Genomic DNA, 24,018 nt, shown 5'->3' on the forward strand with positions numbered 1-24,018 from the left:
CACGGGCGGGGTCATGCTGCCCAACCACCGGCCGCTGGTGGTGGCGGAGCAGTTCGGGGTGCTGGAGTCGCTGTTCCCCGGGCGGATCGACATGGGGCTGGGGCGGTCGGTGGGCTTCACGGACGGAGTGCGCCGGGCGTTGGGACGCGATGCCCAGGCCGCCGGGGACTTCGAGGAACTGCTGACGGAGCTGCTCGGCTACTTCACCGGCACGGCTGGCCCCGGCGCGGTGCACGCGCGGCCGCCGGAGGGGATGCGCGTCCCGGCGTTCGTACTGGCCAGCGGCGCGGGAGCGGCCACGGCGGCGGCCTTCGGGCTCCCCCTGGTGATCGCCGCGGTGCGGGGCGAGGAGCGCATGCGGGAGGCGATCGAGGGCTACCGCGCGGCGTTCCGGCCCTCGGCGGGGGCGGCGCGGCCGTACGTCGTGGTGTCGACGACCGTGTCCGTCGCGGAGACGACGGAGGCCGCGCGGCGGCTTCTGGTGTCGGAGGCCTGGTCGCTGGCGCACTCGCGTACGCAGGGCGAATTCCCGCCGCTGGCGCCGCCGGACGAGGTGCTGGCCAGGCACATGACGGCGCGCGAGCGCGACGTGTTCGAGGGGACGCTGTCGGGGGGCGTCCACGGCACCGAGGCCGAGGTGACGGCCGCGCTGTCGGGCCTGGTCGGACGCACCGGGGCGGACGAGGTGCTGGTCACCACGGCCGGCTACGACCGGTCGGCACTGCTGGACTCGCACCGCCGACTGGCGCGGCTCGCGGGGCTGGGCACACAGGCCGTGGCGGCGCGCTGACCGGTGGCGGGAAGGTGCCTGCGGTGATCGCCGCCGTCACGGCGGCCGAGGGAAGCACCCGCGCCCCCAACTCGGCCACCACAAACCGGTCATGGTCCGCGAGGACGCCGACCTCGGTGGCCCGCTGGGCGAGTTGCCGTTACCGGCTGGGTAACTCGTCGCCCTGCGACGGCTGCCGAAGCGGCGTCACGGGCACGGGAGGGACGTCAGGCGGTGGGGCCCTCGTACACGTCGTCGTTGCGGCCCTCTGCGAACTCCCACCACGACAGCGGCAGCCAGTCGCCGTCCACGAAGGCGTCGACGGCCGAGCCCCGTCCGCTGATGGCCACGCGCGTGCCCACCGGGTACACCGTGCCGGACAGGCCGGGCACGGGGACGAGCAGCGTTCCTGAGCGGTGGGCCATTCTTCCCGCCTTTCCTCGCGGTCAATCACAAATCGCCATATTCCACGTGAAGAATAGCTGGCTTGTCTCGCACTGCCCAAGGGGGCAGCATGAGAAATAGGTCACGTAAGCCGCGAATCAGACACCAATCGGAGGTGTCCACGTGAAGGCCGTCGTCTACAAAGGACCGTTCGAAGTAGCCGTCGAGGAAGTCGACAATCCACGCCTGCAGCACCCCAACGACGTGATCGTCAGGGTGACGTCGACCGCGATCTGCGGCTCCGACCTGCACATGTACGAGGGCCGGACCGCCGCGGAGCCCGGCATCGTGTTCGGCCACGAGAACCTGGGCATCATCGACCAGGTCGGCGAGGGTGTCACCACCCTCAAGCAGGGCGACCGCGTGGTCATGCCCTTCAACGTCGCCTGCGGATTCTGCAAGAACTGCTCGGCGGGTTTCACCGGCTACTGCCTGACGGTCAATCCGGGGTTCGCCGGAGGCGCTTACGGCTATGTGGCCATGGGCCCCTGGCCGGGCGGTCAGGCGGAATACGTGCGCGTACCGTACGCGGACTTCAACTGTCTGAAACTGCCGGACGGCACCGCCAACGAGTCCGACTTCGTGCTCCTCGCCGACATCTTCCCGACCGGGTACCACGGCTGTGAGCTCGCCCAGGTCTCCCCCGGCGAGAGCGTCTCGGTGTACGGCGGTGGCCCGGTTGGGCTGATGGCCGCGTACTCGGCGATGCTGCGCGGGGCGGCCAAGGTGTTCGTCGTGGACCGCGTGCCGGAACGGCTGCAGAAGGCCGAGGAGATCGGCGCGGTCCCGATCGACTTCACCAAGGGCAGTCCGGTGGACCAGATCAAGGAGCACACCCAGGGCGAGGGCACCGACAAGGGCGTCGACGCGGTCGGCTACCAGGCCCAGGCCGGCGGCGCGGGCCGCGAGGAGCCCGCGGCGGTGCTGAACTCCCTGATCGACACCGTGCGCCCCACCGGTGCCCTGGGCATCCCGGGCCTGTACGTGCCGTCCGACCCCGGCGGCCCGGACGAGCAGGCCAAGAGCGGCCGGCTGCTGGTCGCCATCGGCCGGCTCTTCGAGAAGGGCCTACGGCTGGGCACCGGGCAGTGCAACGTCAAGCGCTACAACCGGCAGCTGCGCGACATGATCATCGAGGGCCGCGCCCGTCCGAGCTTCGTGGTCTCCCACGAGTTGCCCCTGACGGACGCGCCGTCGGCCTACGAGAAGTTCGACAAGCGGATCGAGGGCTACACCAAGGTCGTCCTCCACCCGGGTCAGGGCTGATCCGGCGCAAGCGCGGCACCCGGGGCCCGGCTAGCAGCTCTCCGGGCCCTGGGCGTCGTACGGACCCGAGGGGCTGACCTCCTCCAGGGTGTACGTGTACAGGTCGAACTCCACCAACCCGTCCGCATGCGTGGTGACCCGCGGCGGGCGGGTCCCCGGATACCGGGAGGCGATGACGTCGGCGACCCTGTGGGCGGTCGCCGCGTCGGCAGCGGCGATGCGCACGTAGGCCACTCCCGGTTCGTACAGCGGTCCGAGTTGTCCGGTCATGCTGCTCCCCTTGTCCCGTCCGTCCGGCGGATTACCGCTGGAGACAGCCCGTCGGTCGTCGCGGTTGCCCGCGCGGGCTGGGTTCACTCGAAGATGTCAATGCGGGGGCTCAGGACAGCAGGAAGTCGGCCTTCCCGTCCTTGGCGCCCTGGATGAACATCCTGATCTCGTGGTCCGTGTAGATGAGGGCCGGCCCGTCGGGGTCGGTGGACTGCCGCAGCGCGACCCTGCCGTCGGCCAGTTTCATGGCCTCCACGCAACTTCCCCCGTTGCCGCCGCTCCACGGCTTGTGCCAGCCCTCGGTACCGAGGTCGACGGCGCGCATGCCGTTGTATATGCGGTCGTCCATGTATGTCAGATCTCCTTGCGGATGCCATCGAGGATGGCTGCGGTGCTGTGTGCCGGCGCGGCTTGCGCGCACATCCGGTCGAGGGCCTCGAGGAACGCCGAGACGTCGTCCACGTCGTCCAGGTAGGCGGCGCCCACCAGGCTCTCGGTGAACACGACGTCCGGCAGCTCGCGGATCTGGAACCGGAAGATGTGGAAAGGCCCGTACATCGCCGGGTGCGGCCCGGCGTCGAAGGGCATGATCTGCAGTCTCACCTGCGGCAGCTCACAAGCCTCGGCCAGCCGGTCCAGCTGGGCGCGCATGATGCCGGGACTGCCGATGGGGCGGCGCAGCACGGTCTCGTCCATCACCACCCACAGCAGCGGGGCCTCGGGCCGGGCGATCAGCGCCTGCCGTTCCCGGCGGAGCGCGACCAGGCGCTCGAGTTCCTCCTCGGAGGCGCCCGGGCGTCCGGCCTTCAGCACGGCGCGGGCGTAGTCCTCGGTCTGCAGCAGGCCGGGGACGTAGTGCGGCTCGTAGGCGCGGATGATGGCCGCCTCGCCCTCGAGGCTGACGAAGGCGCTGAACCAGGACGGCAGGACGTCACGGTAACGGTGCCACCAGCCGGGGCGGTTGCCCTGCCGGGCGAGGTCGATGAAGGTCGCCGCCTCGGCGGCGTCGACGCCGTACAGCGCCAGCAGCTTCTCCACGTACGGGATGCGCAGGCCGACCTCGGCCTTCTCCATCCGGCGCACGGTGGCATGGGTGACGTCCAGCTCGCGCGCGGCCTGTTCGTACGAGCAACCCGCCTTCTCCCGCAGGTCTTGGAGGCGTTTGCCGAGGATCACGCGGAGGACGGTCGGCGCCCCGCTCGCCTTCGCCTCACCCACGTCGCAACTCACGCATGGCAGCAGTGTGCCATGTCAGGAATGGAACCCACACCCTGATACTGGCGATTGTGCAATTTGCAGAATGACCCTTGCCTTCTGTGCAAGCAGTGGCCATAGTTGCGTGTGTGCTCTTTGCCCTCAGCGCCCGGGACACCTTCCGGCTCCGACTGCCGGCGCAGGCCTCGTCGGTCGGCGTCGCGCGGCGCCAGGTGCGTTCCGCGCTCAGCAGCTGGGGCCTGGAGGAACTGGGCGACGACGCCGGCCTCGTGGTGAGCGAACTCTTCACCAACGCGGTCGTGCACAGCGGCAGCGACCACGTCGCGTGCCTGCTCTGGACGGCGGGCGGCACGCTGCACATCGAGGTCGTCGACGAAGGGCGCGGGCCCGCGGGTCCGCAGGCACGCGCGGCCGCCGACGCCGACGAGAACGGCCGCGGGCTCGCCCTCGTCGCCCATTTGGCCCAAGGCTGGGGCGTGCGTCCGCCGGCGCACGGCACCGGTCGCGCGGTGTGGGCGACCCTCTCCTGCGCCCGTCCCGGGGCGGTACGGCGCAGCGGTTGAACACCGGGTGACGACCGCCCGGCGTACGCGGGAAGGGTGGCCGTCGCCGCGGCGCGCCGTATTGGGATGGTGGCACCCCGCGTCCGGGCATAGGCTTCTCCCGACGGAAAGGCCCTCGGGGGAGCACCAACACCCCCTGCCTCCGCCCCGGGAGGAACCGCCCACCGCGGTCCCCGCCCGGTTCCGCAACCGGCGCCACCGCGTCCGCTCAGCCATCAGCCCGACCGGGCGGTCGGCGTCCGGCAGCGGCCGGGCCGGCGTCCGGCTCACCCGACACGAAGGAGTGCGCGGTGACACCCGAGAAGTCAAAGCGGAACCAGCTCCCCAAGGAGCCTGACGATCAGCCCGCGCAACAGCGGGAGGTGCGGAACCTGGACGTCTGGGCCAGGTCGGCACCGATCCGACTGGCCGGCTACGAGGACGATCTGAACGAACCGCACATCCTGCGCGGTATCGACTGACCCTCCGGCACGGCCGGTTCACGGGCCGTACGGGCAACGAAGCCCGTACGGCCCCTGCCGTGTCCCGGGCCTCCCGGCGGCGTTTCCGGCCCGCTCAGCCCGCCGCGTCCACAGAGCCCACGGTACGGCCGCCCGGCGGTTCGATGGCGTAGAGGTCCAGGACGTCGGGCGGTACGGCGCGGCCCGGTCCCCCGGCGCGCACCCACGCGACGATGTCGCCGAGGGCGCCGGGATCGTTGACCAGGCCGAGCCAGACCGGCCGGCCTCCGGCCGCGCGCCCCTCCGGCGAGGGCTGCACGACGACGGCGTTGGCCTGTTCGCACACGTCGAGGCACTCGGTGACGCGTACCCGGCAGACCCCGGCGAGTTCCCGCCGGAGCAGGTCGAGTTGAGCGTCGTGGTCGACGCCGGGGACCTTCTCCGTACCGCAGCAGCAGTCGCGGCAGACGCTCACCGTGCAGGCGCCCTGCCGCGGCGCACCGCCGCTCACGTGAGGGTGATCCGCACGCCCACCGTGCCCTCGCGGCCGCGGCGCAGCCGGCTGCCGAACAGGGTCAGCCGGCCGAGCAGGCCGTACTTGCGGGCGACCAGGGAACGGTAGCGCTCGGTCTCCTGCGGTCCGAGGATCTCGGCGCGCGCGGGCACCTGCTCCCCGGTGGGGTTGCCGCGTACGTCGCAGGGGCCGACCAGCACGTCGGCACGGTTGCGGATCCGCTTGACCTTGCCGGAGTCCGCCGCGGTCCAGGCACCGACCGCCTCACCGTCGCGGACCACCCAGACCGGGGTGGCGACGGTACGGCCGTCCCGCCGGTAGGTGGTCACCAGTAGGTACTTGCCCGCCGCGAGCCGGGCGGACGCGCTGTCCTCGATCACGGACCAAGGCTACGCGGGAACGGCCTCCTCGGCCGGTGCCCGGAGCGTTTTGCCCAGGCACACGCTGAGCGGACTGTCCTTGTAGTGGCCGAACTTGGTCACCGGCGTGTAGCCGCAGGAGGCGTACAGGGCGATCGCCTCCGGCTGCATCTGCCCCGTCTCCAGCACCATCCGGGTGCGGCCCGCCGCGGCGGCGCCGGCCTCCAGTGCGGCGAGCATCCGGCGTGCGAAGCCCCGGCCCCGGGCCTGCGGCACCACGTACATGCGCTTGACCTCGGCGTCGCCGTCCTCGAAGCCCTCCGGGGAGGCGTCCTGACCGCGCCAGCCGCCGGTCGCCACGGGGGCGCCGTCGAGGTAACCGACCATGAACTCGCCCTGCGGGCCGTCGAAGTGGTCGGGGTCCATCGCCGTCTCGTCGGGGCCGCCGTACCGCACGACGTACTCCTGCTGCACCTGCTCGGTCAGCAGCACGGCGTCGGGGTGGTCGTAGGGCGTCTTCCGGATCTCCACCCGCACATCGTACGGGTGTGCGGCCTACGCCCCGGTACGGGCACCCTCCGGCGGGCCGGTATCGTCCCCGTCATGCTCACCGTGACCACCGTGAACGTGAACGGGCTGCGCGCCGCGGCCAAAAAGGGCTTCCTCCCCTGGCTGGAGGCGACCACGGCCGACGTGGTGTGCCTGCAGGAGGTCCGCGCCGAGGCCGCGCAGCTGCCCGAGGAGGTCCGTGCCCCCGAGGGCTGGCACGTGCTCCACGCCCCGGCGGCCGCGAAGGGCCGGGCCGGGGTGTCCCTCTACTCGCGGCAGGAACCGTCCGCGAGCCGGATCGGCTTCGGCTCGGAGGAGTTCGACGGCTCCGGCCGCTACGCGGAGATCGACCTGCCCGGCGTGACGGTCGCCAGCCTCTACCTCCCCTCGGGCGAGGTCGGCACGGAGCGGCAGGAGGAGAAGGAGCGCTTCATGGCCGCGTTCCTGGAGCACATGGTCAAGCTGCGGGAGAAGGCCGCCGCCGCCGGCCGCGAGGTGCTGATCTGCGGTGACTGGAACATCGCGCACACCGAGCGGGACCTCAGGAACTGGCGGGCCAACCAGAAGAACGCCGGCTTCCTCCCCGAGGAGCGGGCGTGGCTCTCCCGCGTCTACGACGAGGCCGGGTACACCGACGTCGTGCGCCACCTCACCCCGGAGGGCGAGGGCCCGTACACGTGGTGGTCCTACCGCGGCCGCGCCTTCGACAACGACAGCGGCTGGCGCATCGACCTCCACGTCGCGACCCGCGGCCTGGCGGCCCGGGCCTCGCAGACCCGGGTCGAGCGCGCGGACACGCACCCCGAGCGCTGGTCCGACCACGCGCCGGTGACGGTCGCCTACGATCTCGGCCGGTAGATCCTCCAGGGGGGGAGCAGGGGGGAGCATGCGGCGGCACCGGCCGCGGGGCGTCGAGCGCGGGGACCGTCCGGGCTTCGCCCTGTCCCGGTCCGGGGACGGCCTGCTGTGGGGCGTGTGCGCGCGGGTGTCGGGGCTGCTCGTGGACCCGTACCGGCGTCCGCACCAGCTCGTCGCGTGCGAACCGTCCGGCCCGCTGCTCGACGTCCTGGACGGGGAGGGGCACGGGATTCCTCGGTGACCTCTGGGTGAGCCCGCGGGACTGCGGGCGGCACGCCGCGCCGGATCCGTTCGACGACCCGCACGCGCCGTGGCGACTGGAGGACGCACGGATCACGGGTCACCGCCGTCGCCCCGGCGCGCCCGCCGCGTGGGACGTGTTCCTGGACGCCGTGGACGGGTGGCCCGAACCGCCCGGCGAACCCTGCCTCGCGGCGGGGCTGCTGATCCACGACGGACACCGGGCCCTAGGTGTATTGATCACGAGCGTTGTTGACACCGGCCCGGGCTTGATCAAGGCGAAGACCTCCGGTGTGGTGGAGCTGTCTAGGACTGCACCACACCGGAGGTCTTCGTGTCCCACCGTAATGCCCGGCTGACCGTTCATGGCAGGCGGCTGCTGGTCGAGCGTGTCTGCTCGGGCCGACCGGTCGCTCATGTCGCGGCTGAGATGGGGATATCGCGCGTCACGGCTCACAAGTGGGTCCGCCGCTGGCGGGTCGAGGGCGACGCCGGCCTGCACGACCGTACGAGCAGGCCTCACACCGTCCCCCACCGCACACCGGCCGCCATGGAACGCACTCGGCCCCGGGCTCGTCGACGTCGGCCTCACCGACGGCGTGTGGGTGCCCTTCCCGGCTCGCGCCCGGGCGCTGTGGGACCGGTGGCTCGCCGGGCCCCCGGCGGAGTCCGGTACCTGGTCCGGGTACGCCACCCGTGACCGGTCGTTGTGGCTGGGCCTCGTCCGGGACCGCGGCTGCGCGGACCCGCGTCCGGCGCGGCCCGCCGGGCTCGTGCACGACGGCCGGCACGTCACTGACGAGCCCGGCCTCTACCTCGCGCCGAGTGAGGCGATGAACGGTCCGGGCGGCTACCTCGGATGCAATGCGGACGCCCTGGCCGACTGCCTCCGCGGCGGCTTCGGGGTCACCACCCCGTGCACCCTGGTGTGGCGGGATTCCGCGGTCGCCCGCCGGGCGCTGGGCGGGACGCTGAACTCCCACGGGGAGCCGGACAGCCGCTTCGGCCTGGTCCTCAAGGTGCTGGCCGAGGGCGGCGTGGAAGTCGTCCTCGCCGGAGGGCGCGGCGGCACCCGGTGCCGCCGTACGGGACCGCCGGAGGGCGCCGTCGCCGTATCGTCTAGTCAGCTGCCCTTTTCCGGAGGAGTACCCATGGCGCCGCCCGTCGTCCGCTCTCTGCGCGAGCAGATCCGCGAGTTCATCGTGGACGGCATCGTCAGCGGGCGGTGGAAGCCCGGGGAGCGGATCGTCGAGCGGGGCATCGCCACCGAGCTGGAGGTCAGCCAGACGCCCGTACGGGAGGCGCTGCGGGAGCTGGAGGTCATGCGGCTGATCGAGTCCGCCCCGAACAAGGGGGTGCGGGTGCGCCGGCTGACCGCCGGGGACCTGGAGGAGATCTACCCGGTGCGGGCGGGCCTGGAGCAGATCGCCGCGGAGCTGGCGGCGCCGCGCCTGCGGTACGACCTGTCGGCGCTGGAGGCCGAGGTCGCGCTGCTGCACGAGGCGGACGAGGAGGGCGACGCCGGGGCGCAGGTACGGCACACCGTGGCGTTCCACCGCGAGTTGGTGCGCGCCTCCGGCAACAGCGTGCTGCTGCACACCTGGGAGTCGCTGGGCATCGAGGTGTGGACGGCGCTGTCGATCCGCTGGCTGGGCACCCGGCAGCGGCTGTACGCCGAGGAGCACCAGGCGGTGGTGGAGGCCTTCCGCAGGGACGACCCGCGGGTCGGTGAGCTGGTCAAGGAGCATGTGCTGGGCTGTGCCCCGCAGGGCGGCTGACGCCGGCCCGGAACACCCCGCCCGTAAGGCCGGAGCTCCCCTTTGTGACCCTCGTCACAAGGTATTTGATCGATCATCGATCAGTCTTACTCTGTGAGACACGGGGACACCCCTGCCCGCACGGAACCAACTGGGAGGCGTTCACCATGACCGACGCCACGCTGAGCGCGCTCGATCACCTGCCGGACCCGGACCCGGAGGAGACCGGCGAATGGGCCGCCTCACTCGACGCGGTCACCCACGCCGCCGGCCCCGATCGCGCGGCGTACCTGATGCGCCGCACCTTCGACCACGCGCAGGCGTCCGGTCTCGCGGTGCCGTCGCTGCTGGAGACCGAGCACATCAACACCATCCCGACCGCCGCGGAGCCCGAGCTCCCCGGTGACCTGGAGATGGAGCGGCGCATCGCCGGATGGAACCGCTGGAACGCCGCCGCCATGGTGACCCGCGGCAGCCGGCTGGGTCTGGGCGGCCACATCGCCACCTTCGCCTCCGCGGCCTGGCTGTACGAGACCGGCTTCAACCACTTCTTCCGCGGCAAGGAGGGCGACGGCTCCGGCGACCAGCTGTACGTCCAGGGCCACGCCTCCCCCGGCATCTACGCCCGCGCGTTCCTCGACGGCCGGCTGACCGAGCGGCAGCTGGACAACTTCCGCCAGGAGGCCGGCGGCGACGGTCTGCCGTCCTACCCGCACCCGCGGCGGCTGCCCTGGCTGTGGGAGTTCCCGACCGTGTCGATGGGCCTCGGCCCGCTCGCCGCGATCCAGCAGGCGCGCTTCAACCGCTACCTGACCCACCGCGGCATCAAGGACACCTCCGGCTCGCACGTGTGGGCCTTCCTCGGCGACGGCGAGATGGACGAGCCGGAGTCGACCGCCGCCCTCGGCCTCGCCGGCCGCGAGGGGCTGGACAACCTCACCTTCGTGATCAACTGCAACCTGCAGCGCCTCGACGGGCCGGTCCGCGCCAACTTCAAGATCGTCCAGGAGCTGGAGGCGAAGTTCCGCGCCGCCGGCTGGAACGTCGTGAAGTCGCTGTGGGGCTCCGCCTGGGACGAGCTGTTCGCCCTCGACACCACGGGCGCGCTCGTGCGGCGGCTGCGCGAGGTACCCGACGGGCAGTTCCAGACCTACGCCACCCGCGACGCCGCGTACATCCGCGAGCACTTCTTCGGCGCCGACCCGGCCCTGGCCGAGATGGCGAAGCTGCTGACGGACGCCAAGATCGCCGAGTGCTTCCACACCTCCCGCGGCGGCCACGAGCCGCGCAAGGTGTACGCCGCCTACCGCGCGGCCACCACGCACAAGGGCGCGCCGACCGTGATCCTCGCGCAGACCGTCAAGGGCTGGACACTGGGCCGCGGTTTCGAGTCGCGCAACGCCAACCACCAGATGAAGAAGCTCACCCTCCCCGAGTTCCGCGCCATGCGCGACCTGCTCGAACTCCCCATCCCGGACAGTGCGCTCGCCGGGGACCTGGTGCCGTACGCCCACCCGGGCGCCGACTCCCCCGAGGTGCGCTACCTGCAGGAGCGCCGCGCCGAGCTCGGCGGCCCCGCCCCGGCCCGCCGGGTACACCCGGTGGCGCTCCCCGAGCCGTCCGCGAAGCCCTTCGAGGCCCTGGCCAAGGGCTCCGGCAGCCAGGAGATCGCGACCACGATGGCCCTGGTCCGGCTGATGAAGGACCTGATGCGGGAGAAGGAGAGCGGACGCCGCTGGGTGCCGATCGTCCCCGACGAGGCGCGCACCTTCGGCATGGAGTCGCTCTTCCCGAGCGCGGGCATCTACTCGCCGCTCGGCCAGACCTACGACCCGGTCGACCGCGACATGCTCCTGTACTACCGGGAGGCGGAGAACGGGCAGATCCTCAACGAGGGCATCACCGAGGCCGGTTCGATGGCCTCCTTCACCGCCGCGGCGACCTCGTACGCCACGCACGGCGAGCCGATGATCCCGCTGTACATCTTCTACTCGATGTTCGGCTGGCAGCGGACGGCCGACCAGATGTGGGCCCTCGCCGACCAGCTCGGCCGCGGCTTCCTGGTCGGGGCGACCGCGGGCCGCACGACGATGACGGGTGAGGGCCTGCAGCACGCCGACGGCCATTCGCACCTGATCGCGTCCACCAACCCGGCGGCGGTCTCGTACGACCCGGCCTTCGCCTACGAGGTCGGCGTCATCGTCCGCGACGGCCTGCGCCGCATGTTCGGCCCGGACGCGGAGGACGTCTTCTACTACCTGACGGTCTACAACGAGCCCAAGATCCAGCCGGCCATGCCCGCGGAGCCGGGCGTCGAGGAAGGCATCGTCAAGGGCCTCTACCGCTTCCGCGCCGCCGACACCGCCGGGCTGTCCGCCGACGCGCCGCGGCTGCAGCTGATGGCCTCCGGCACGGCGATCCACTGGGCCCTGGAGGCGCAGCAGCTGCTGGCCGCGGAGTGGGGCGTGGCGGCGGACGTGTGGTCGGCGACCTCGTGGAGCGAGCTGCGGCGCGGTGGTCTGGCGTACGACGCGGCCCGGCTGCGCGGCGAGGACGCCCCGCTCCCCCACGTCACCCGTGTCCTGGAAGGTGCGCCGGGCCCGGTGCTGGCGGTGAGCGACTGGATGCGCGGGGTGCCGGACCAGATCAGCCAGTGGGTGCCGCAGGAGTGGCACTCGATCGGCACCGACGGCTTCGGCCTGTCGGACACGCGCGATGCGGCGCGCCGCCACTTCGGCGTGGACCCGCAGTCGGTGGTCGTCGCCGCGCTGGCCGCGCTCGCCGGGCGCGGCGAGGTCAAGCGGGAGACCGTGCAGGAGGCCCGGGAACGTTACGGGCTCTGAGCTCCCCGCTCCGCCCCGGGCGGGGGCATGAGGGCCGGGTACGCCGTCACAGGCGTGCCCGGCCCTCTTCCGTGCCCGGCCCTCATCCGTGTCCGCCCCCTGCGCCCCCTCCCCAGATACATAAGGCAGTGATATAAATTCCTTATGCATCTTCCCGACGACGACCCGGACCACGGCCACGCCGTCGACGTGGCGCGGGCACTGGAGCGGCTGTACCGCATGCTGCGCAGGCTCAGCCAGCCGAGCGAGCTGTCGCTGACCACCGTGGCGACGCTGTCCACGCTGGAGCAGTCCGGCCCGCTCCGGCTGACCGAGCTGGCAACCCTGGAGGGCGTCACTCAGCCGGCGATGACCCAGGTCGTGTCACGGCTGGCGGAGGCGGGACTGGCCGGTCGCGCGGCGGACCCCGCGGACGGGCGTGTGGTGCTCGTCCACATCACCGACGCGGGCCGGGAGGCCATCGCCCGCCGTCGCGCCGTGCGCGCCGAGCGGCTCGGGGAGTTGCTGGAACAGCTGAGCCCGGACGAGCGGGCGGCCCTGGTGGCCGCGCTGCCGGCCGTGGAGGCACTGACCCGGCTGGGGCCGCCCCCGGCCCCGTCGCGCCCGGCCCAGCGGAGCAGTTGATCAGGCATCGGTTTCTACGTCGGAGCACCTTCATGACCGCGCACGCGCAATCGTCTCGTTCCGTGAATCCGTTCAAACAGCCGAAGGCCGTGTTCGCGGTCGCCTTCGCCTGTGTGGTCTCGTTCATGGGGATCGGTCTGGTCGACCCCATCCTGCCCGCGATATCGCAGCAACTGGACGCCACTCCGAGCCAGGTGACGCTGCTGTTCACCAGCTACCTGGTGGTGACCGCGGTCGCCATGCTCATCACCAACTGGGTCTCCAGCCGGATCGGCGCCAAGCGGACGCTGATCGCGGGCCTCGCCCTGATCGTGGTGTTCTCCGCCCTGGCCGGCACCTCGGGGAGCATCGGCGGCATCGTCGGCTTCCGTGCGGGCTGGGGCATCGGCAACGCGTTGTTCATCGCCACCTCGCTGGCGGTGATCGTGGCCTCCGCGAGCGGCGGCTTCGTGGGCGCGATCATCCTGTACGAGACCGCGCTCGGCGTCGGCATCGCGGTGGGCCCGCTGCTCGGCGGCCTGCTGGGCAACGTGAGCTGGCGCGGCCCCTTCTACGGCGTGGCCGTTCTGATGACCATCGCGCTGGTCGCCACCGTCGTCCTCGTGGAGCCGATCCCGCTGCCGGCCCGCAAGACCGGACTGAGCGAGCCGCTGCGCGCGCTGCGCCACCGAGGCCTGCTGACGATGTCGCTGACGGCCCTCTGCTACAACTGGGCCTTCTTCACCGTGCTCGGCTACGCGCCCTTCCCGATGGGGCTCGGCGCGGTCCAGCTCGGCCTGGTCTTCACCGGCTGGGGCGCCCTCGTCGCGGTCTTCGCCGTCTTCGGGGCGCCGCGGCTGCAGGCCCGGCTGGGCATCGCGCGCACGCTCTACGCCAACCTCGCGCTGTTCGCCCTCACCGTGCTGGCCATCGCGATCTGGACCGACGACCGGACCGTGCTGATCGTCTGCGTGATCGTCGCCGGCGTCTTCATCGGCGTGAACAACACGGTCACCACCCAGGCCGTCATGACCGTCGCGCCCGTCGACCGCGCCGTCGCCTCCGCCGCGTACGGCTTCGTCCGCTTCATCGGCGGCGGTCTGGCGCCGTTCGCCGCGGGCAAGCTGGTCGAGGCCTTCGGGATCCACGTGCCGTTCTACATCGGCGCCGGGGCACTCGTGCTGGGCATCGTGATCCTCTCCACGGCCCACGGGCTGCTCAAGGAGGCCGAGAAGGTCCAGGCCGAACAGGTCGGGGCCGCCTCGGAGCCCGCCTCGGAGCCCGCCCCGGAGCCCGTCCCCGGGGCCGACGCCGCCCCCTCACTGGTACCGGTCGAGCACGACGCCGCGGCGCACCACGACCCGGGGCGCGGCGCCCTCGTCGCCGCCGTGGACAGTTCCCCGCACGCCGAGCGGGTCGCCGCGGCCGCCGGCCGCCTCGCGACGATCAACGGCCGTACGGTGCACGTCGTCCACGTCGAGGAGGCCGCGGTCGCGGGTGACGCGGCCGCCGACGCGGAGGACCTGGAGTCCGCGCGGACCGCCGTCCGCAAGCACCTGGACCGGCTCGCCGCCCTCGGCATCCCGGCCGTCGGGCACGTGCTGCGGAACGCCACCGGCCACGGCGAGGTGGGCCGTATGGTCGCCGAGCACGCGAAGCGCACCGGGGCCCGCGCCATCGTCGTCGGGGCGCCCACCCACGGCGGGCTGTCCGCGCTGCTGGACGCCGGCGCCGGGCAGGCCCTGATGCGGTACGCGACCTGCGACGTCGTACTGATCAACCCGCGTTCGGCGGAACTGGAGGCCGCGGCCTGATCCCACGGCGGAAGATCACGGTGGCCGCGCCATCGAAATACCGACAAACCCGACGTATGGTGGCCTGACGGTGCCATGTGCCGGGGGACGCGGTCACCGTGCCTCCCCATGATCGTGACGGCGGCGCCGGAGGCGGCCATGGCCGATCCCAAGGGCTTTCTCACCACCCCCCGCCGCACCCCCGCGCGGCGCCCCGTCTGCGAGCGCGTCGAGGACTGGCAGGAGGTCTACACCGGCCAGGGCCTGCTGCCGATCATCTCCGCGCAGGCCGGCCGGTGCATGGACTGCGGCATCCCGTTCTGCCACGACGCCTGCCCGCTGGGCAACATGATCCCCGACTGGAACGACCTGGTGTACCGCGAGGACTGGGCCGCCGCCGCGGAACGGCTGCACGCCACCAACAACTTCCCCGAGTTCACCGGCCGGCTGTGCCCGGCGCCCTGCGAGAGCGCCTGCGTCCTGACCATCAACGCCGACCCCGTCACGATCAAGAACGTCGAGGTCGCCATCGCCGACCGCGCGTGGGAGGACGGCCTCGCCCTCCCCCGTCCCCCCGAGCGGCGCTCCGGCCTCACCGTCGCGGTGGTCGGCTCAGGACCCGCCGGACTCGCCGCCGCCCAGCAGCTCACCCGGGTCGGCCACACGGTGACGGTCTACGAACGGGCGGACCGGCTCGGCGGCCTCCTGCGCTACGGCATACCGGAGTTCAAGATGGAGAAGCACCATCTGGACCGGCGCCTGGCGCAGATGCGCGCCGAGGGCACGCTCTTCCGCACCGAGGTCGAGGTGGGCGCCGACCTCGACGCGGAACGGGTCGTCGCCGAGCACGACGCGGTGCTCCTGGCGGTGGGCGCCACGGCATGGCGCGAGCTGCCGGTACCCGGACGGGAACTGGCGGGCATCCACCAGGCGATGGAGTACCTGCCGCTGGCGAACCGCGTGCAGGAGGGCGACCTGACCGAGTCACCGGTCAGCGCCGAGGGCAAGGACGTCGTCATCGTCGGCGGCGGCGACACCGGCGCCGACTGCCTGGGCACCGTGCTCCGGCAGCACGCGGCCTCCGTCGTGCAGCTCGACATCAACCCCCTGCCGGGCGAGTACCGCCCCGAGCAGGAGCCGTGGCCGGTGTACCCGCACGTCTACCGGGTCTCCCCCGCCCACGAGGAGGCCCGTGAACTGGCCCGGCGCGGCGTCTGGGACCCGGCGGAGCACGGCGGTGTGCCGCTGCCCGGCCCGGAGGGCGACATCCGGGTGTTCTCCGCCTCGACCTTCCGCTTCGAGGGCGACGACGAGGGGCACGTACGGTCGCTCCACCTGGTCGGGGTGGAGCCGCGGCACCGCCGTCCGCAGCACGGCACCGAGCGCGTCATCCCCGCCCAGCTGGTGCTGCTGGCGCTGGGGTTCTCGGGGGCCGAACGCGACTGCGGGCTGGTCACCCAGCTCGGCCTGGACATCGACCGGCGCGGCCACGTCGTCCGCGACGCCTGCTTCGCCACCGGGGTGGAGAAGGTCTTCGTCGCGGGCGACGCGGGCCGCGGTCAGTCGCTGATCGTCTGGGCGATCGCCGAGGGCCGGTCGGCCGCGGCGGCGGTCGACCGGTGGCTCACCGGCAGCACGTGCCTGCTGGCACCGATCACGCCGACGACCCGGCCGCTGGTGGCGTGACGGCGGCGGAACGCGGGCGCGGCTCGAAGCCCGCGGCGCGGTAGCAGGCGTCGATCATGCGCATCGACTCCACGGCGTCGTCGGCGTCCGTGGGCAGCGGGGCGCCGTCGCGCAGGGTCGCCGCGAACGCCTCCAGCTGGTAGGTGTACGACAGGCGCCTGCCCAGCTCCTCGACCCGCTCGCCGTCCGGCGTACGGACCACGACCCGGTCGTCCTGGTGCGGCAGCACGAAGCACGGCGCGGTGGCCTCGCCGCGGCTGCCGACGATGCGCCAGCTCATCTCGAGCGCCTCGGCGTCCATGTGGCAGCGGGCCGAGGCGGTGGCGCCGCCGGGGTACTCCAGGTCGGCGTCCAGCCATTCGTCGACACCCGGCGCCTTGGCGCGCTCCCCGCCGCGCGCGGCCACCAGGCGCGGGGCGCCGCCGGCCCACGGGGCCAGGGATCCCGCCGCGTGCAAGGAGTAGCAGCCCAGGTCCATCAGGGCGCCGCCGGCCAGCGGCAGCGACCAGCGGGGGTCCTCGTCCGCGGGCGCGGGGATGTTGACCACGGCTTCCACGTGCCGCAGCTCGCCGAGCTCACCGGACTCCAGCAGCTCGTGCAGGCGCCGGGTGACCGGGTGGTAGAGGTAGTGGAACGCCTCCATGACGACCACGCCCGCCTTGGCGGCCGCGTCGCGCACCTCGACGGCCTCCTCGAGGTTGCTCGCGGAGGGCTTCTCGCTGAGCACGTGCTTGCCCGCCGCGATGGCGGCCAGGTTCCAGGGGCCGTGGAGGCCGTTGGCGAGCGGGTTGTAGACGGCCTCGACCTCGGGGGCGGCGATGACGTCGGCGTAGGAGTCCAGCACGCGCTCGACGCCGTGCTCGGCGGCGAAGTCCGCCGCCCGGGAGCGGTCGCGGGCGGCCACGGCGACCAGCCGGTGACCGGTCGTGCGGGCGGGGGCGGCGATGGCGGTCCCGGCGATGCGGGCGGCGCCGAGCACGCCGATGCGCAACGGTTCGGTGGTCATGCGGTGCGTACCTCTTCCATGACTGCGGGTCGGTGGTCCCCGTGGAACAACGTGCAGGCCTCGGCGATCCATCCGGCCTCGACCCCGTCGGCGACGCTACACCGCGCAGGCGAACGGCCGGCGACGGCCTCGGGGAAACCGGGCCAAGCGGGGCCCACCTCGGCCGGGGGCGGCGGCGGGCCCCTGGCCGCCGCCCCCGCCACCGCCGGAGTCGCCGCAGTCGCCGCGCCTCAGTCGAAGACGGGACCGGCGGTGCGGGTGCGCTTCATCTCGTAGAAGTCCGGCATGGAGGCGAGGACGATCGCGGCGTCCCAGAGGCGCCCTGCCTCCTCGCCCTTCGGGGCGGGACTGACCACCGGGCCGAAGAACGCGGCCCTGTCACCGTCCTGACCGGGCAGGGCGACGACGGGACTGCCGACGTCCTCGCCGACCAGGTCGACGGCCTGCTGGTGGGAGGCGCGCACCAAGGCGTCGAAGGTGTCGGTGTCGCCGGCGTCCGCGAGGCTCTCGGGCAGGCCCGCGTCGCGCAGCGCGGCCGCGATCGTCGGCTTGGTCCGGGGCTGCTGGTGCAGGTGGAAGCGGGTGCCCATGGCGGTGTACAAGGGCCCCGTCACCTCGGGTCCGTAGGCCTGCGAGGCCGCGGTCAGGACCCGGACCGGTGCCCATGCCAGGCCCATCAGCTCGCGTATGCGCTCCGGCAGTTGGTCGAGGCGGTCCTCGTTGAGCACGGCCAGGCTCATCACGCGCCAGGTGACGTCGACCGGCCGGATCCTCTCGACCTCGAGCATCCAGCGCGAGGTCAGCCAGGTCCAGGGGCACACCGGGTCGAGCCAGAAGTCGACGGCCGTACGGGGGCGGGATGCGTTCACAGGAGGGTCCAAACTCGGTAGCAGGAACCCTGGCGGAGGGGCCAGGGAGACGTCGGGTTCACGTTGTTCACCGGTCGGCGGGGAAATCGGTGGAGACCGTGAGGTCGGCCCAGGCGGCGAGGTCCTCGCGCAGCAGCCGCTGCCCCTCTTCGACCAGACGCAGAGCATCGGTGCCGAGGACGAGGTGGACCGGGGGGTTGTCGGCATCCAGGACCCGCAGCAGCGCCCGGGCGGCGCGGGCCGGATCACCGGCCTGGTTGCCGCTCTTGGCCTGCCGGGCGGACCTGATGGGGTCGAACAGCGTGTCGTAGTCGGGGATGCTGCGCGGCACGCGGGTCATCGAGCGGCCCGCCCAGTCGGTGCGGAACGAGCCGAGCGCGAGGGAGGTGACGTGGATGCCGAAACCGGCGACCTCCTGGGCCAGGGACGCGGCGATCCCCTCCATGGCGAACTTGCTCGCGCCGTAGAACGCGACTCCGGGGAGGGCGGTGAGGCCGGCCATGGACGAGAGCGTCACGATGTGCCCGCCGCGGCGCCGGCGCATGTGGGGCAGGACCGCCTTGATGACGGCGACGCTGCCGAAGACGTTGACCTCGAACTGCCGGCGCAGGTCCGCCATCGCCGACTCCTCGACGGTGCCTTCGAGGCCGTAGCCGGCGTTGCTGATCAGCACGTCGACGGGGCCGGTGTTCCGTTCCACCTCGTCGACGAGGGGGACGACGGCCTGTTCGTCCGTCACGTCCAGCAGCCTGGCGCTGGCACGCCCCGGGGCCAGGGCCTCGAACTCGGCGATCCGCTCCGGTGCGCGGACCGTGCCGACGACCCGGTGACCGGCGGCGAGTGCCTCCTGGGCGAAGGCACGGCCGAGGCCGCCGCTGACACCGGTGATCAGAAACGTCTTGCTCTGGCCCTGAACGCTCATGTGTTCCTGCTCCGGGGGGAGGTGATGGAGACGTAGTAGACGATCGGTCTACTACACGATAGGCGACCCGCCGGGGTGCGTCAAAGGCGCGGGGCCCGCCCACCCTTGGTCGTGTCCCGGATCTGGGATACCGTCCCGGATGTGAGAGAAACCGCCCCCACGTCCGTCGACACCCGCCTCGCCGCGCGCCTCGCCGAGCTGCGCGACGAGCGCGGCTGGTCCCTCGACGACCTCGCGACGCGCACCGGCATCAGCCGCTCGACGCTCTCCCGCCTCGAACGCGCCGAGATCAGCCCCACGGCCGCCCTGCTCGGGCGCCTGTGCACCGCGTACGGACGCACCATGTCCCGGCTGCTCGCCGAGGTCGAGAGCGGCGGCGAGCCCGCGCAACTCGTACGCGCTGCCGACCAGCGCGTCTGGACCGACACCCCGTCCGGCTTCGAGCGGCGCTCCGTCTCACCCCCGCACCCCGGACTGCGGGCCGAGATCATCGAAGGGGTGCTGCGCCCCGGTGCGGACATCGCGTACGAAGGCCCACCCGTGGCCGGGCTCGAACACCACGTGTGGTTGCACGAGGGGGCCCTCGCGGTCACCGTCGAGGACCGCTCACACCACCTCGCCCCCGGCGACTGCCTCCGCTACCGCCTGTGGGGCACCTCCCGCTTCCGCTGCCCCGGCCCGGACCCCGCCCGCTACACCGTCGTGGTGGTACTGCCATGAAGGACAGCCGCGCCCCCGCCCCCGTGCACGCCGTCGCCCCGCTCTCCGCCGAAGCCCTGCTGGAATCCGCCGACGACCTCGCCGCCCTCCTCGTGGACGCCGTCGAGGGCGGCGCGTCCCTCGGCTTCGTGACCCCCTTCACCCACGCCGAGGCGGCCGCCTGGTGGCGCGCCCGCGCCCACGTCGTCGCGGACGGCGGTCTCACCGTCTGGGCCGCCCGCGACACCGCCGGCGTCACCGGTACCGTCAGCCTCGCCCACGAGGGCAAGCCCAACGGCCGCCACCGCGCCGAGGTCCTCAAGCTCATGGTCCACCGCCGCGCCCGCGGCCACGGCCTCGGCCGAGCCCTCCTCACCGTCGCCGAACACGCCGCGGCGGCCGCGGGCGCGACCCTCCTGCTGCTCGACACCGAGACCGCCAGCCCCGCAGAACAGCTCTACCGCAGCGCCGGCTGGACCCCCTACGGCACCGTCCCCGCCCACGCCGCGAACCCGGCGGGGGTGCTGCGGCCGACGACCTTCTACTTCAAGGCGCTGCCGTCCGCGCAGGAGCGCGCGTCGAACCACCGGCCGTAGGCCCGCGCGCCTCGCTCCCGCCCGCACTGCGAGCGCGGATCCGCCGGTACGCGACCTCGCGGTGAACGGAAGGACAAGGACGAGCGGGCAGCCGGCGAAGAACGGCCGAACCCGGCCGATCGCGCGCAACCCTGCCCGGTCATCGAGCGTCTGGTCAGCGGCGTCGCACGGTTCGGCGCTCGTCCATCAAGACCAGAGGAGATTCCGTGTCACGTGCGTCGTGGCCCGCGGCAACTGCGACGCAGGCACCCCCGCCACCGGAGGCGAACGCCGGAACACCGGTCCGTCCGGCCGCCGGAGCACCGCTGCGCCTCGACATCCAGGGGCTGCGCGCGCTCGCGGTCTCGCTCGTGGTGCTCTCGCACGCCGGGGTCCGGCCGCTGGCGGGCGGCTACATCGGGGTCGACGTCTTCTTCGTGATCTCGGGCTTCCTCATCACCTCGCTGCTGCTGCGTGAGCTGGCCCGGAACGACCGTGTGTCGGTGCGGAGGTTCTACGCCCGCCGGGCCCTGCGGTTGCTCCCCGCGTCGACCCTCGTCGGGATCGTCACGCTCGGCGGCGCCTGGCTGTACCTGTCGAAGGTCCGCTTCGCGGAGTACGTCGGGGATGCGCTCGGCAGCACCTTCTACGTGGTGAACCTCCGGCTGGCGAACGCCGGCACCAACTACCTCAACGCGGACAGCCCGCCGTCGCCGTTCCAGCACTTCTGGTCACTGGCGGTCGAGGAGCAGTTCTACCTGGTCTGGCCACTGCTGCTGTGGGCGAGCTGGAAGCTTGCCCGGCGCCGGACCGGACTGCTGGCGGCGCCGCTCGCGGTGCTGTGCGCGATCTCCTTCGCCCTGAACGTGTGGGTGACGGGCACCTCGGTGTCCTGGGCGTACTTCGGCTCGCACACCCGCTTCTGGGAGCTCGGTGCCGGGGCGCTGCTCGCGCTCTCCGCCGGCCGGCTGGAGCGGTTGCCGGCCCGGGTGGCCGGGCCGATGAGCTGGGCCGGGCTGGTGTCGCTGGTGGTGGCGGCGGTCTGGTTCGACGACGCCACGCCGTTCCCCGGGCCCTATGCGCTCGCGCCCGTGCTCGGCACCGTGCTGGTGCTGGCGGGGGGCTGTTCCCCCGCGCGGTACGGGGCCGGGGCGCTGTTGTCGCTGCGGCCTCTCACTTGGGTCGGCGGCCTGTCGTACGGCTGGTACCTGTGGCACTGGCCGATGCTGGTGATCCTGCCGATGGCGTGGGAGCGGCCGGCGACCGTCCGCTTCGGCCTGGTGTGTGCGGTGATCTCCCTGCTGCTGGCCTGGGGGACGCTGCGTCTGGTCGAGAACCCGGTGCGGTTCCACCACGTCTTCCGCGGCCGTCCCGCACGGGCACTGGGGCTGGGCGCGGGGCTGACGGCGTGCGCCACGGCGGCGGCGCTGGTCGCGACGGCCTTCCCGCCACTGATCAGTTCGGGAGCGGCCGCCCCGGAGCTGAGGGGCACGCTCACCGGGGTGACCGACCCGCAGACACGTCTGACCGAGCTGCTGGAGGCACCCGAACGCAGTCTGCCGGTCAATCTCACGCCCGGGATCACCAAGGTCAAGGGGACGTTGTCGGCGGTCTACCGGGACGGCTGCCACATCGGCTACCAGAGCACGGCAACACCGTCGTGCGTCTACGGCGACCGGTCCGCGCCGAAGACGGTCGTCCTCTTCGGGGACTCACACGCGGCCCAGTGGTTCCCCGCGCTCGACCGGCTGGCCCGCGAGCGCCACTGGAGACTGGTCTCGCTGACCAAGGCATCGTGCAAGGTCGCCGCGGTCACCACGGTCTACCAGGGCGAGCCGTACACGTCCTGCGACCGGTGGCGCACCAAGGCACTGGCCCGGATCAGGTCCCTGAAGCCCGCGCTGGTGATCGCCTCCTCCTCGGACACGGCCGACCTGGCCCGGCCGTCCGCCGACCCGCGCCGGCAGTGGACCGACGGTTTCGAGCGGACCTACCGGGAACTGGCGAGGAGCGGCGCCCAGGTGCTGGCCATCGAGGACACCCCCTGGCCGAAGGGGGACGCGGTCGACTGCGCGGGGACCCATCCGCAGGAGCTGGAACGGTGCGCGTCCGAGATCGGGCAGGCGGTCAGGGATCCCGACAAGAAGCGGGAGATCACCGAAGCGGCCGCGGCCACCGGCGTCTCGGTGGTCGACCCGGTCCCCTGGCTCTGCGGCACCGGCGGCGACTGTCCCGTGGTGGTGGCCGACACCTTCGTCTACCGCGACGACAGCCACCTCACCGAGTCCTACGCCGAGGCCATCGCACCGGTGCTGGACCACGAGATGACCGTCCTCTACGGCGCGGACCTGAGCCGGCACCCCGTACGGCCGACCGGCCCTTAGGTCGTGTCGTCAAGTGAGCGCCGGCCGCCCGAAGGGCGGGCCCAGCGGCGTCTGGTGCGGTGCATCGCAAGGCGGCGAGTCGTCCTCGTAGTGGGCTACTCGGTCGATTCGACAACGCAGCGTGGGGGCACCCCCGGCCGAAGGCTGGGGGAGTGCCGTGCCAGGCGCCGCGGGGCAGGCGGGCATTTGACGACACGGCCTAGGCCCTCCCGCCGGCCGGGAGTCAGGCGGGCAGGGTGAAGAGCCGGTACTCGGAGACCGTGGTGAAGCGGCGGTAGAGGGGTTCACCGGACGGGCTGGCGATGAGGGCGGCCAGGTGCGTGCCCCGGTCGTGGGCGACGTCGAGGGCGGCCGAGGTCAATGCGGCGCCGATGCCGCGGCGGCGGTGGGGCGCGGCGACGTGGACGAGGAAGATGCCGGCCACGTCGTGCGCCGTGATCAGCACCGTCGTACCGACGACGTCACCGTGCAGCACGGCGGCCAGGCGGACGATGTCCGCGTTGTCCGCGCGCCGCGCCTCTGACCGTACGAGGCCTGGCTGCAGCTCGGGCGCGAAGCCCATGGAGGTGCGGTACGTGCCGACCAGTTCGGCCGGCCGGTCCGGGGTCTCCACCGCCTCGACGCCCAGGCCGGCCGGCGGGTCCTGGGGGGCCGGGGCGCGGTCGAGGGGCCGCACCATCAGGGGCAGGGCGCCGAGCGGGACCGCGCCGTGCCGGGTCAGGGCGGCAGAGGCGCCTTCGGGGCTGTCCGGGCCGGCCCACCACCAGGGGACGCCCGCGAGTTCGGTGCGCGCGGCGGTCACGGCCTGCGCCACCGCGTCCAGGGACCGTACCCGGACCACACCGTTGAACTGCGGCGTGGCGAGACCGCTGCGATAGCGGTCGAGGTCGCCGTCGGCTCGCTGCGTCCGGCCCCACCCCGTCAAGTACTGGCGGAGGCGGTGACCCGTGCCAGCGCCTCCGTGCTCGCCGCGCCCAAGGCGTCTCCTTCGTCTGCGATCTCGATCAGGCATGGTGTCACACGTGTCACATGCCGATGCAGTGCGGTGACGGTCCTTCCTTGTGGGCGGTGACCTCCCCTTATGCTGGCGGGCATGAGCGAGGGACTGCTGGAACGGCGTGAGGGCCCGGCGGGCGACGGGGCGGCCTCCGAGGCGATGGTGGTGGTCGAGGACCTGGTGCGCACCTTCGGTGCCGGGGACACCGCGGTGCACGCCCTGGGCGGGGTGTCCTTCTCCGTGGCCCGGGGTGAACTGGTCGCGCTCAAGGGCCGCTCGGGCTCGGGCAAGACGACCCTGCTGAACATCATCGGCGGCCTGGACCGCGCCGACGCCGGCCGCGTCACCGTCGACGGGACCGCGCTGGGCGGCCTGGGCGAACGCGACCTGCTCGCCC

The 24,018-nt window shown here is 72.8% G+C and carries 26 protein-coding genes and 2 pseudogenes; 17 read left to right on the top strand and 11 right to left on the bottom strand.

Features of this window, described 5'->3' with window-relative positions; genetic code table 11:
• Positions 1-790, top strand: a 790-nt coding sequence (locus tag PV341_RS28000) for an MsnO8 family LLM class oxidoreductase (protein WP_500359282.1), incomplete at its 5' end; no start/stop codon positions are given.
• A 206-nt stretch (positions 791-996) separates the two neighbouring features.
• Here the strand turns inward: PV341_RS28000 and PV341_RS28005 are convergent.
• Positions 997-1,194: a hypothetical protein gene (locus tag PV341_RS28005; protein ID WP_499509599.1), complete on the bottom strand. Its 198-nt coding sequence runs from the start codon at positions 1,192-1,194 to the stop codon at positions 997-999.
• Between the two features lie 142 nt (positions 1,195-1,336).
• On the opposite strand from PV341_RS28005, the gene PV341_RS28010 reads away from it, so the two are divergent.
• Entirely contained in the window at positions 1,337-2,479 is a 1,143-nt protein-coding gene (locus PV341_RS28010; protein WP_500324042.1) for a glutathione-independent formaldehyde dehydrogenase, read from the top strand.
• 30 nt (positions 2,480-2,509) lie between these two features.
• Here the strand turns inward: PV341_RS28010 and PV341_RS28015 are convergent, their stop codons facing one another.
• The 3 genes from PV341_RS28015 to PV341_RS28025 form a co-directional block, all read right to left on the bottom strand.
• Positions 2,510-2,749, bottom strand: a complete 240-nt coding sequence (locus tag PV341_RS28015) for a hypothetical protein (protein WP_499509601.1) — start codon at positions 2,747-2,749, stop codon at positions 2,510-2,512.
• Between the two features lie 109 nt (positions 2,750-2,858).
• On the bottom strand, positions 2,859-3,098 hold the full coding sequence (locus tag PV341_RS28020) for a DUF397 domain-containing protein (RefSeq protein ID WP_499509602.1): 240 nt from the start codon (positions 3,096-3,098) through the stop codon (positions 2,859-2,861).
• A 5-nt stretch (positions 3,099-3,103) separates the two neighbouring features.
• On the bottom strand, positions 3,104-3,925 hold the full coding sequence (locus PV341_RS28025) for a Sco1979 family transcriptional regulator (protein WP_500324244.1): 822 nt from the start codon (positions 3,923-3,925) through the stop codon (positions 3,104-3,106).
• Between the two features lie 167 nt (positions 3,926-4,092).
• Between PV341_RS28025 and PV341_RS28030 the strand changes: the two genes are divergently transcribed.
• Positions 4,093-4,527 (top strand): ATP-binding protein, encoded by a 435-nt coding sequence (locus PV341_RS28030; RefSeq protein ID WP_500324041.1) that lies wholly within the window; start codon positions 4,093-4,095, stop codon positions 4,525-4,527.
• Positions 4,528-4,817: 290 nt separating this feature from the next.
• Positions 4,818-4,988, top strand: coding sequence for a hypothetical protein (locus PV341_RS28035; protein ID WP_500324040.1), 171 nt, complete (start codon positions 4,818-4,820; stop codon positions 4,986-4,988).
• Positions 4,989-5,082: 94 nt separating this feature from the next.
• On the opposite strand, the gene PV341_RS28040 is transcribed toward PV341_RS28035, so the two are convergent.
• Genes PV341_RS28040 through PV341_RS28050 form a run of 3 tightly spaced genes read right to left on the bottom strand, consistent with a single transcriptional unit; the run spans position 5,083 to position 6,371 of the window.
• Positions 5,083-5,478: a (2Fe-2S) ferredoxin domain-containing protein gene (locus PV341_RS28040; RefSeq protein ID WP_500359284.1), complete on the bottom strand. Its 396-nt coding sequence runs from the start codon at positions 5,476-5,478 to the stop codon at positions 5,083-5,085.
• Complete coding sequence (locus PV341_RS28045) at positions 5,475-5,861, bottom strand: PPOX class F420-dependent oxidoreductase (RefSeq protein WP_500324038.1); 387 nt, start codon at positions 5,859-5,861, stop codon at positions 5,475-5,477. The genes PV341_RS28040 and PV341_RS28045 overlap by 4 nt, the downstream gene beginning before the upstream one ends.
• A gap of 9 nt (positions 5,862-5,870) precedes the next feature.
• Positions 5,871-6,371 carry a GNAT family N-acetyltransferase gene (locus PV341_RS28050; protein WP_500359285.1) on the bottom strand — a complete coding sequence of 167 codons (501 nt, stop codon included), beginning with the start codon at positions 6,369-6,371 and terminating at the stop codon, positions 5,871-5,873.
• A 72-nt stretch (positions 6,372-6,443) separates the two neighbouring features.
• Here PV341_RS28050 and PV341_RS28055 point away from each other — a divergent pair, with 72 nt between their 5' ends.
• The 9 genes and pseudogenes from PV341_RS28055 (at position 6,444) to PV341_RS28095 (ending at position 16,169) form a co-directional block, all read left to right on the top strand.
• Positions 6,444-7,247: an exodeoxyribonuclease III gene (locus tag PV341_RS28055; protein ID WP_500324036.1), complete on the top strand. Its 804-nt coding sequence runs from the start codon at positions 6,444-6,446 to the stop codon at positions 7,245-7,247.
• Positions 7,248-7,275: 28 nt separating this feature from the next.
• Positions 7,276-7,488 carry a hypothetical protein gene (locus PV341_RS28060; RefSeq protein ID WP_500359286.1) on the top strand — a complete coding sequence of 71 codons (213 nt, stop codon included), beginning with the start codon at positions 7,276-7,278 and terminating at the stop codon, positions 7,486-7,488.
• A gap of 333 nt (positions 7,489-7,821) precedes the next feature.
• Positions 7,822-8,133, top strand: a pseudogene (locus PV341_RS28065) (leucine zipper domain-containing protein); the annotation flags it as partial.
• A 127-nt stretch (positions 8,134-8,260) separates the two neighbouring features.
• Positions 8,261-8,443: pseudogene (locus tag PV341_RS28070) on the top strand (barstar family protein); the annotation flags it as partial.
• Positions 8,444-8,638: 195 nt separating this feature from the next.
• Positions 8,639-9,265, top strand: a complete 627-nt coding sequence (locus PV341_RS28075; RefSeq protein WP_500324033.1) for a GntR family transcriptional regulator — start codon at positions 8,639-8,641, stop codon at positions 9,263-9,265.
• A gap of 146 nt (positions 9,266-9,411) precedes the next feature.
• The gene (gene aceE, locus PV341_RS28080) at positions 9,412-12,087 is read left to right on the top strand and encodes a pyruvate dehydrogenase (acetyl-transferring), homodimeric type (RefSeq protein ID WP_500324032.1); all 2,676 of its coding nucleotides are present in this window, start codon (positions 9,412-9,414) and stop codon (positions 12,085-12,087) included.
• A gap of 144 nt (positions 12,088-12,231) precedes the next feature.
• On the top strand, positions 12,232-12,711 hold the full coding sequence (locus tag PV341_RS28085; RefSeq protein WP_499509611.1) for a MarR family winged helix-turn-helix transcriptional regulator: 480 nt from the start codon (positions 12,232-12,234) through the stop codon (positions 12,709-12,711).
• A 32-nt stretch (positions 12,712-12,743) separates the two neighbouring features.
• Positions 12,744-14,504, top strand: coding sequence for an MFS transporter (locus tag PV341_RS28090; RefSeq protein ID WP_500359287.1), 1,761 nt, complete (start codon positions 12,744-12,746; stop codon positions 14,502-14,504).
• Between the two features lie 138 nt (positions 14,505-14,642).
• Positions 14,643-16,169 (top strand): glutamate synthase subunit beta, encoded by a 1,527-nt coding sequence (locus PV341_RS28095; protein WP_500324243.1) that lies wholly within the window; start codon positions 14,643-14,645, stop codon positions 16,167-16,169.
• Here the strand turns inward: PV341_RS28095 and PV341_RS28100 are convergent.
• From PV341_RS28100 to PV341_RS28110, 3 genes are all read right to left on the bottom strand, one after another.
• A complete protein-coding gene (locus PV341_RS28100) occupies positions 16,138-17,175 on the bottom strand; it encodes a Gfo/Idh/MocA family protein (RefSeq protein WP_500359288.1) in 1,038 nt (345 codons plus the stop codon). The genes PV341_RS28095 and PV341_RS28100 overlap by 32 nt on opposite strands.
• 230 nt (positions 17,176-17,405) lie before the next feature.
• A complete protein-coding gene (locus tag PV341_RS28105; protein ID WP_500324029.1) occupies positions 17,406-18,044 on the bottom strand; it encodes a mycothiol-dependent nitroreductase Rv2466c family protein in 639 nt (212 codons plus the stop codon).
• A 67-nt stretch (positions 18,045-18,111) separates the two neighbouring features.
• Positions 18,112-18,966: an oxidoreductase gene (locus PV341_RS28110; RefSeq protein ID WP_500324028.1), complete on the bottom strand. Its 855-nt coding sequence runs from the start codon at positions 18,964-18,966 to the stop codon at positions 18,112-18,114.
• A gap of 141 nt (positions 18,967-19,107) precedes the next feature.
• Between PV341_RS28110 and PV341_RS28115 the strand changes: the two genes are divergently transcribed.
• The 3 genes from PV341_RS28115 to PV341_RS28125 all read left to right on the top strand — a co-directional run bounded on the left by PV341_RS28115 (position 19,108) and on the right by PV341_RS28125 (position 22,624).
• Positions 19,108-19,686: a helix-turn-helix domain-containing protein gene (locus tag PV341_RS28115; protein ID WP_500324027.1), complete on the top strand. Its 579-nt coding sequence runs from the start codon at positions 19,108-19,110 to the stop codon at positions 19,684-19,686.
• Positions 19,683-20,261 (top strand): GNAT family N-acetyltransferase, encoded by a 579-nt coding sequence (locus PV341_RS28120; RefSeq protein ID WP_500324026.1) that lies wholly within the window; start codon positions 19,683-19,685, stop codon positions 20,259-20,261. The genes PV341_RS28115 and PV341_RS28120 overlap by 4 nt, the downstream gene beginning before the upstream one ends.
• A gap of 206 nt (positions 20,262-20,467) precedes the next feature.
• The gene (locus PV341_RS28125; protein WP_500359289.1) at positions 20,468-22,624 is read left to right on the top strand and encodes an acyltransferase family protein; all 2,157 of its coding nucleotides are present in this window, start codon (positions 20,468-20,470) and stop codon (positions 22,622-22,624) included.
• A gap of 223 nt (positions 22,625-22,847) precedes the next feature.
• Here PV341_RS28125 and PV341_RS28130 read toward each other — a convergent pair whose 3' ends face one another.
• Positions 22,848-23,549: a GNAT family N-acetyltransferase gene (locus tag PV341_RS28130; protein WP_500324024.1), complete on the bottom strand. Its 702-nt coding sequence runs from the start codon at positions 23,547-23,549 to the stop codon at positions 22,848-22,850.
• 231 nt (positions 23,550-23,780) lie between these two features.
• On the opposite strand from PV341_RS28130, the gene PV341_RS28135 reads away from it, so the two are divergent.
• Positions 23,781-24,018, top strand: a 238-nt coding sequence (locus PV341_RS28135; protein ID WP_500359290.1) for an ATP-binding cassette domain-containing protein, incomplete at its 3' end; no start/stop codon positions are given.

The sequence above is a fragment of the Streptomyces sp. PA03-1a genome, from assembly GCF_033792805.1.
Classification (GTDB): domain Bacteria; phylum Actinomycetota; class Actinomycetes; order Streptomycetales; family Streptomycetaceae; genus Actinacidiphila.

Excerpts from the sequence above, each read along its gene's own strand:
- PV341_RS28005 (WP_499509599.1), bottom strand. The coding sequence starts at position 1,194 with ATGGCCCACCGCTCAGGAACGCTGCTCGTCCCCGTGCCCGGCCTGTCC.
- PV341_RS28015 (WP_499509601.1), bottom strand. The coding sequence starts at position 2,749 with ATGACCGGACAACTCGGACCGCTGTACGAACCGGGAGTGGCCTACGTG.
- PV341_RS28020 (WP_499509602.1), bottom strand. The coding sequence starts at position 3,098 with ATGGACGACCGCATATACAACGGCATGCGCGCCGTCGACCTCGGTACC.
- PV341_RS28055 (WP_500324036.1), top strand. The coding sequence starts at position 6,444 with ATGCTCACCGTGACCACCGTGAACGTGAACGGGCTGCGCGCCGCGGCC.
- PV341_RS28060 (WP_500359286.1), top strand. The coding sequence starts at position 7,276 with ATGCGGCGGCACCGGCCGCGGGGCGTCGAGCGCGGGGACCGTCCGGGC.
- PV341_RS28075 (WP_500324033.1), top strand. The coding sequence starts at position 8,639 with ATGGCGCCGCCCGTCGTCCGCTCTCTGCGCGAGCAGATCCGCGAGTTC.
- aceE (WP_500324032.1), top strand. The coding sequence starts at position 9,412 with ATGACCGACGCCACGCTGAGCGCGCTCGATCACCTGCCGGACCCGGAC.
- PV341_RS28085 (WP_499509611.1), top strand. The coding sequence starts at position 12,232 with ATGCATCTTCCCGACGACGACCCGGACCACGGCCACGCCGTCGACGTG.
- PV341_RS28090 (WP_500359287.1), top strand. The coding sequence starts at position 12,744 with ATGACCGCGCACGCGCAATCGTCTCGTTCCGTGAATCCGTTCAAACAG.
- PV341_RS28095 (WP_500324243.1), top strand. The coding sequence starts at position 14,643 with ATGGCCGATCCCAAGGGCTTTCTCACCACCCCCCGCCGCACCCCCGCG.
- PV341_RS28100 (WP_500359288.1), bottom strand. The coding sequence starts at position 17,175 with ATGACCACCGAACCGTTGCGCATCGGCGTGCTCGGCGCCGCCCGCATC.
- PV341_RS28110 (WP_500324028.1), bottom strand. The coding sequence starts at position 18,966 with ATGAGCGTTCAGGGCCAGAGCAAGACGTTTCTGATCACCGGTGTCAGC.
- PV341_RS28120 (WP_500324026.1), top strand. The coding sequence starts at position 19,683 with ATGAAGGACAGCCGCGCCCCCGCCCCCGTGCACGCCGTCGCCCCGCTC.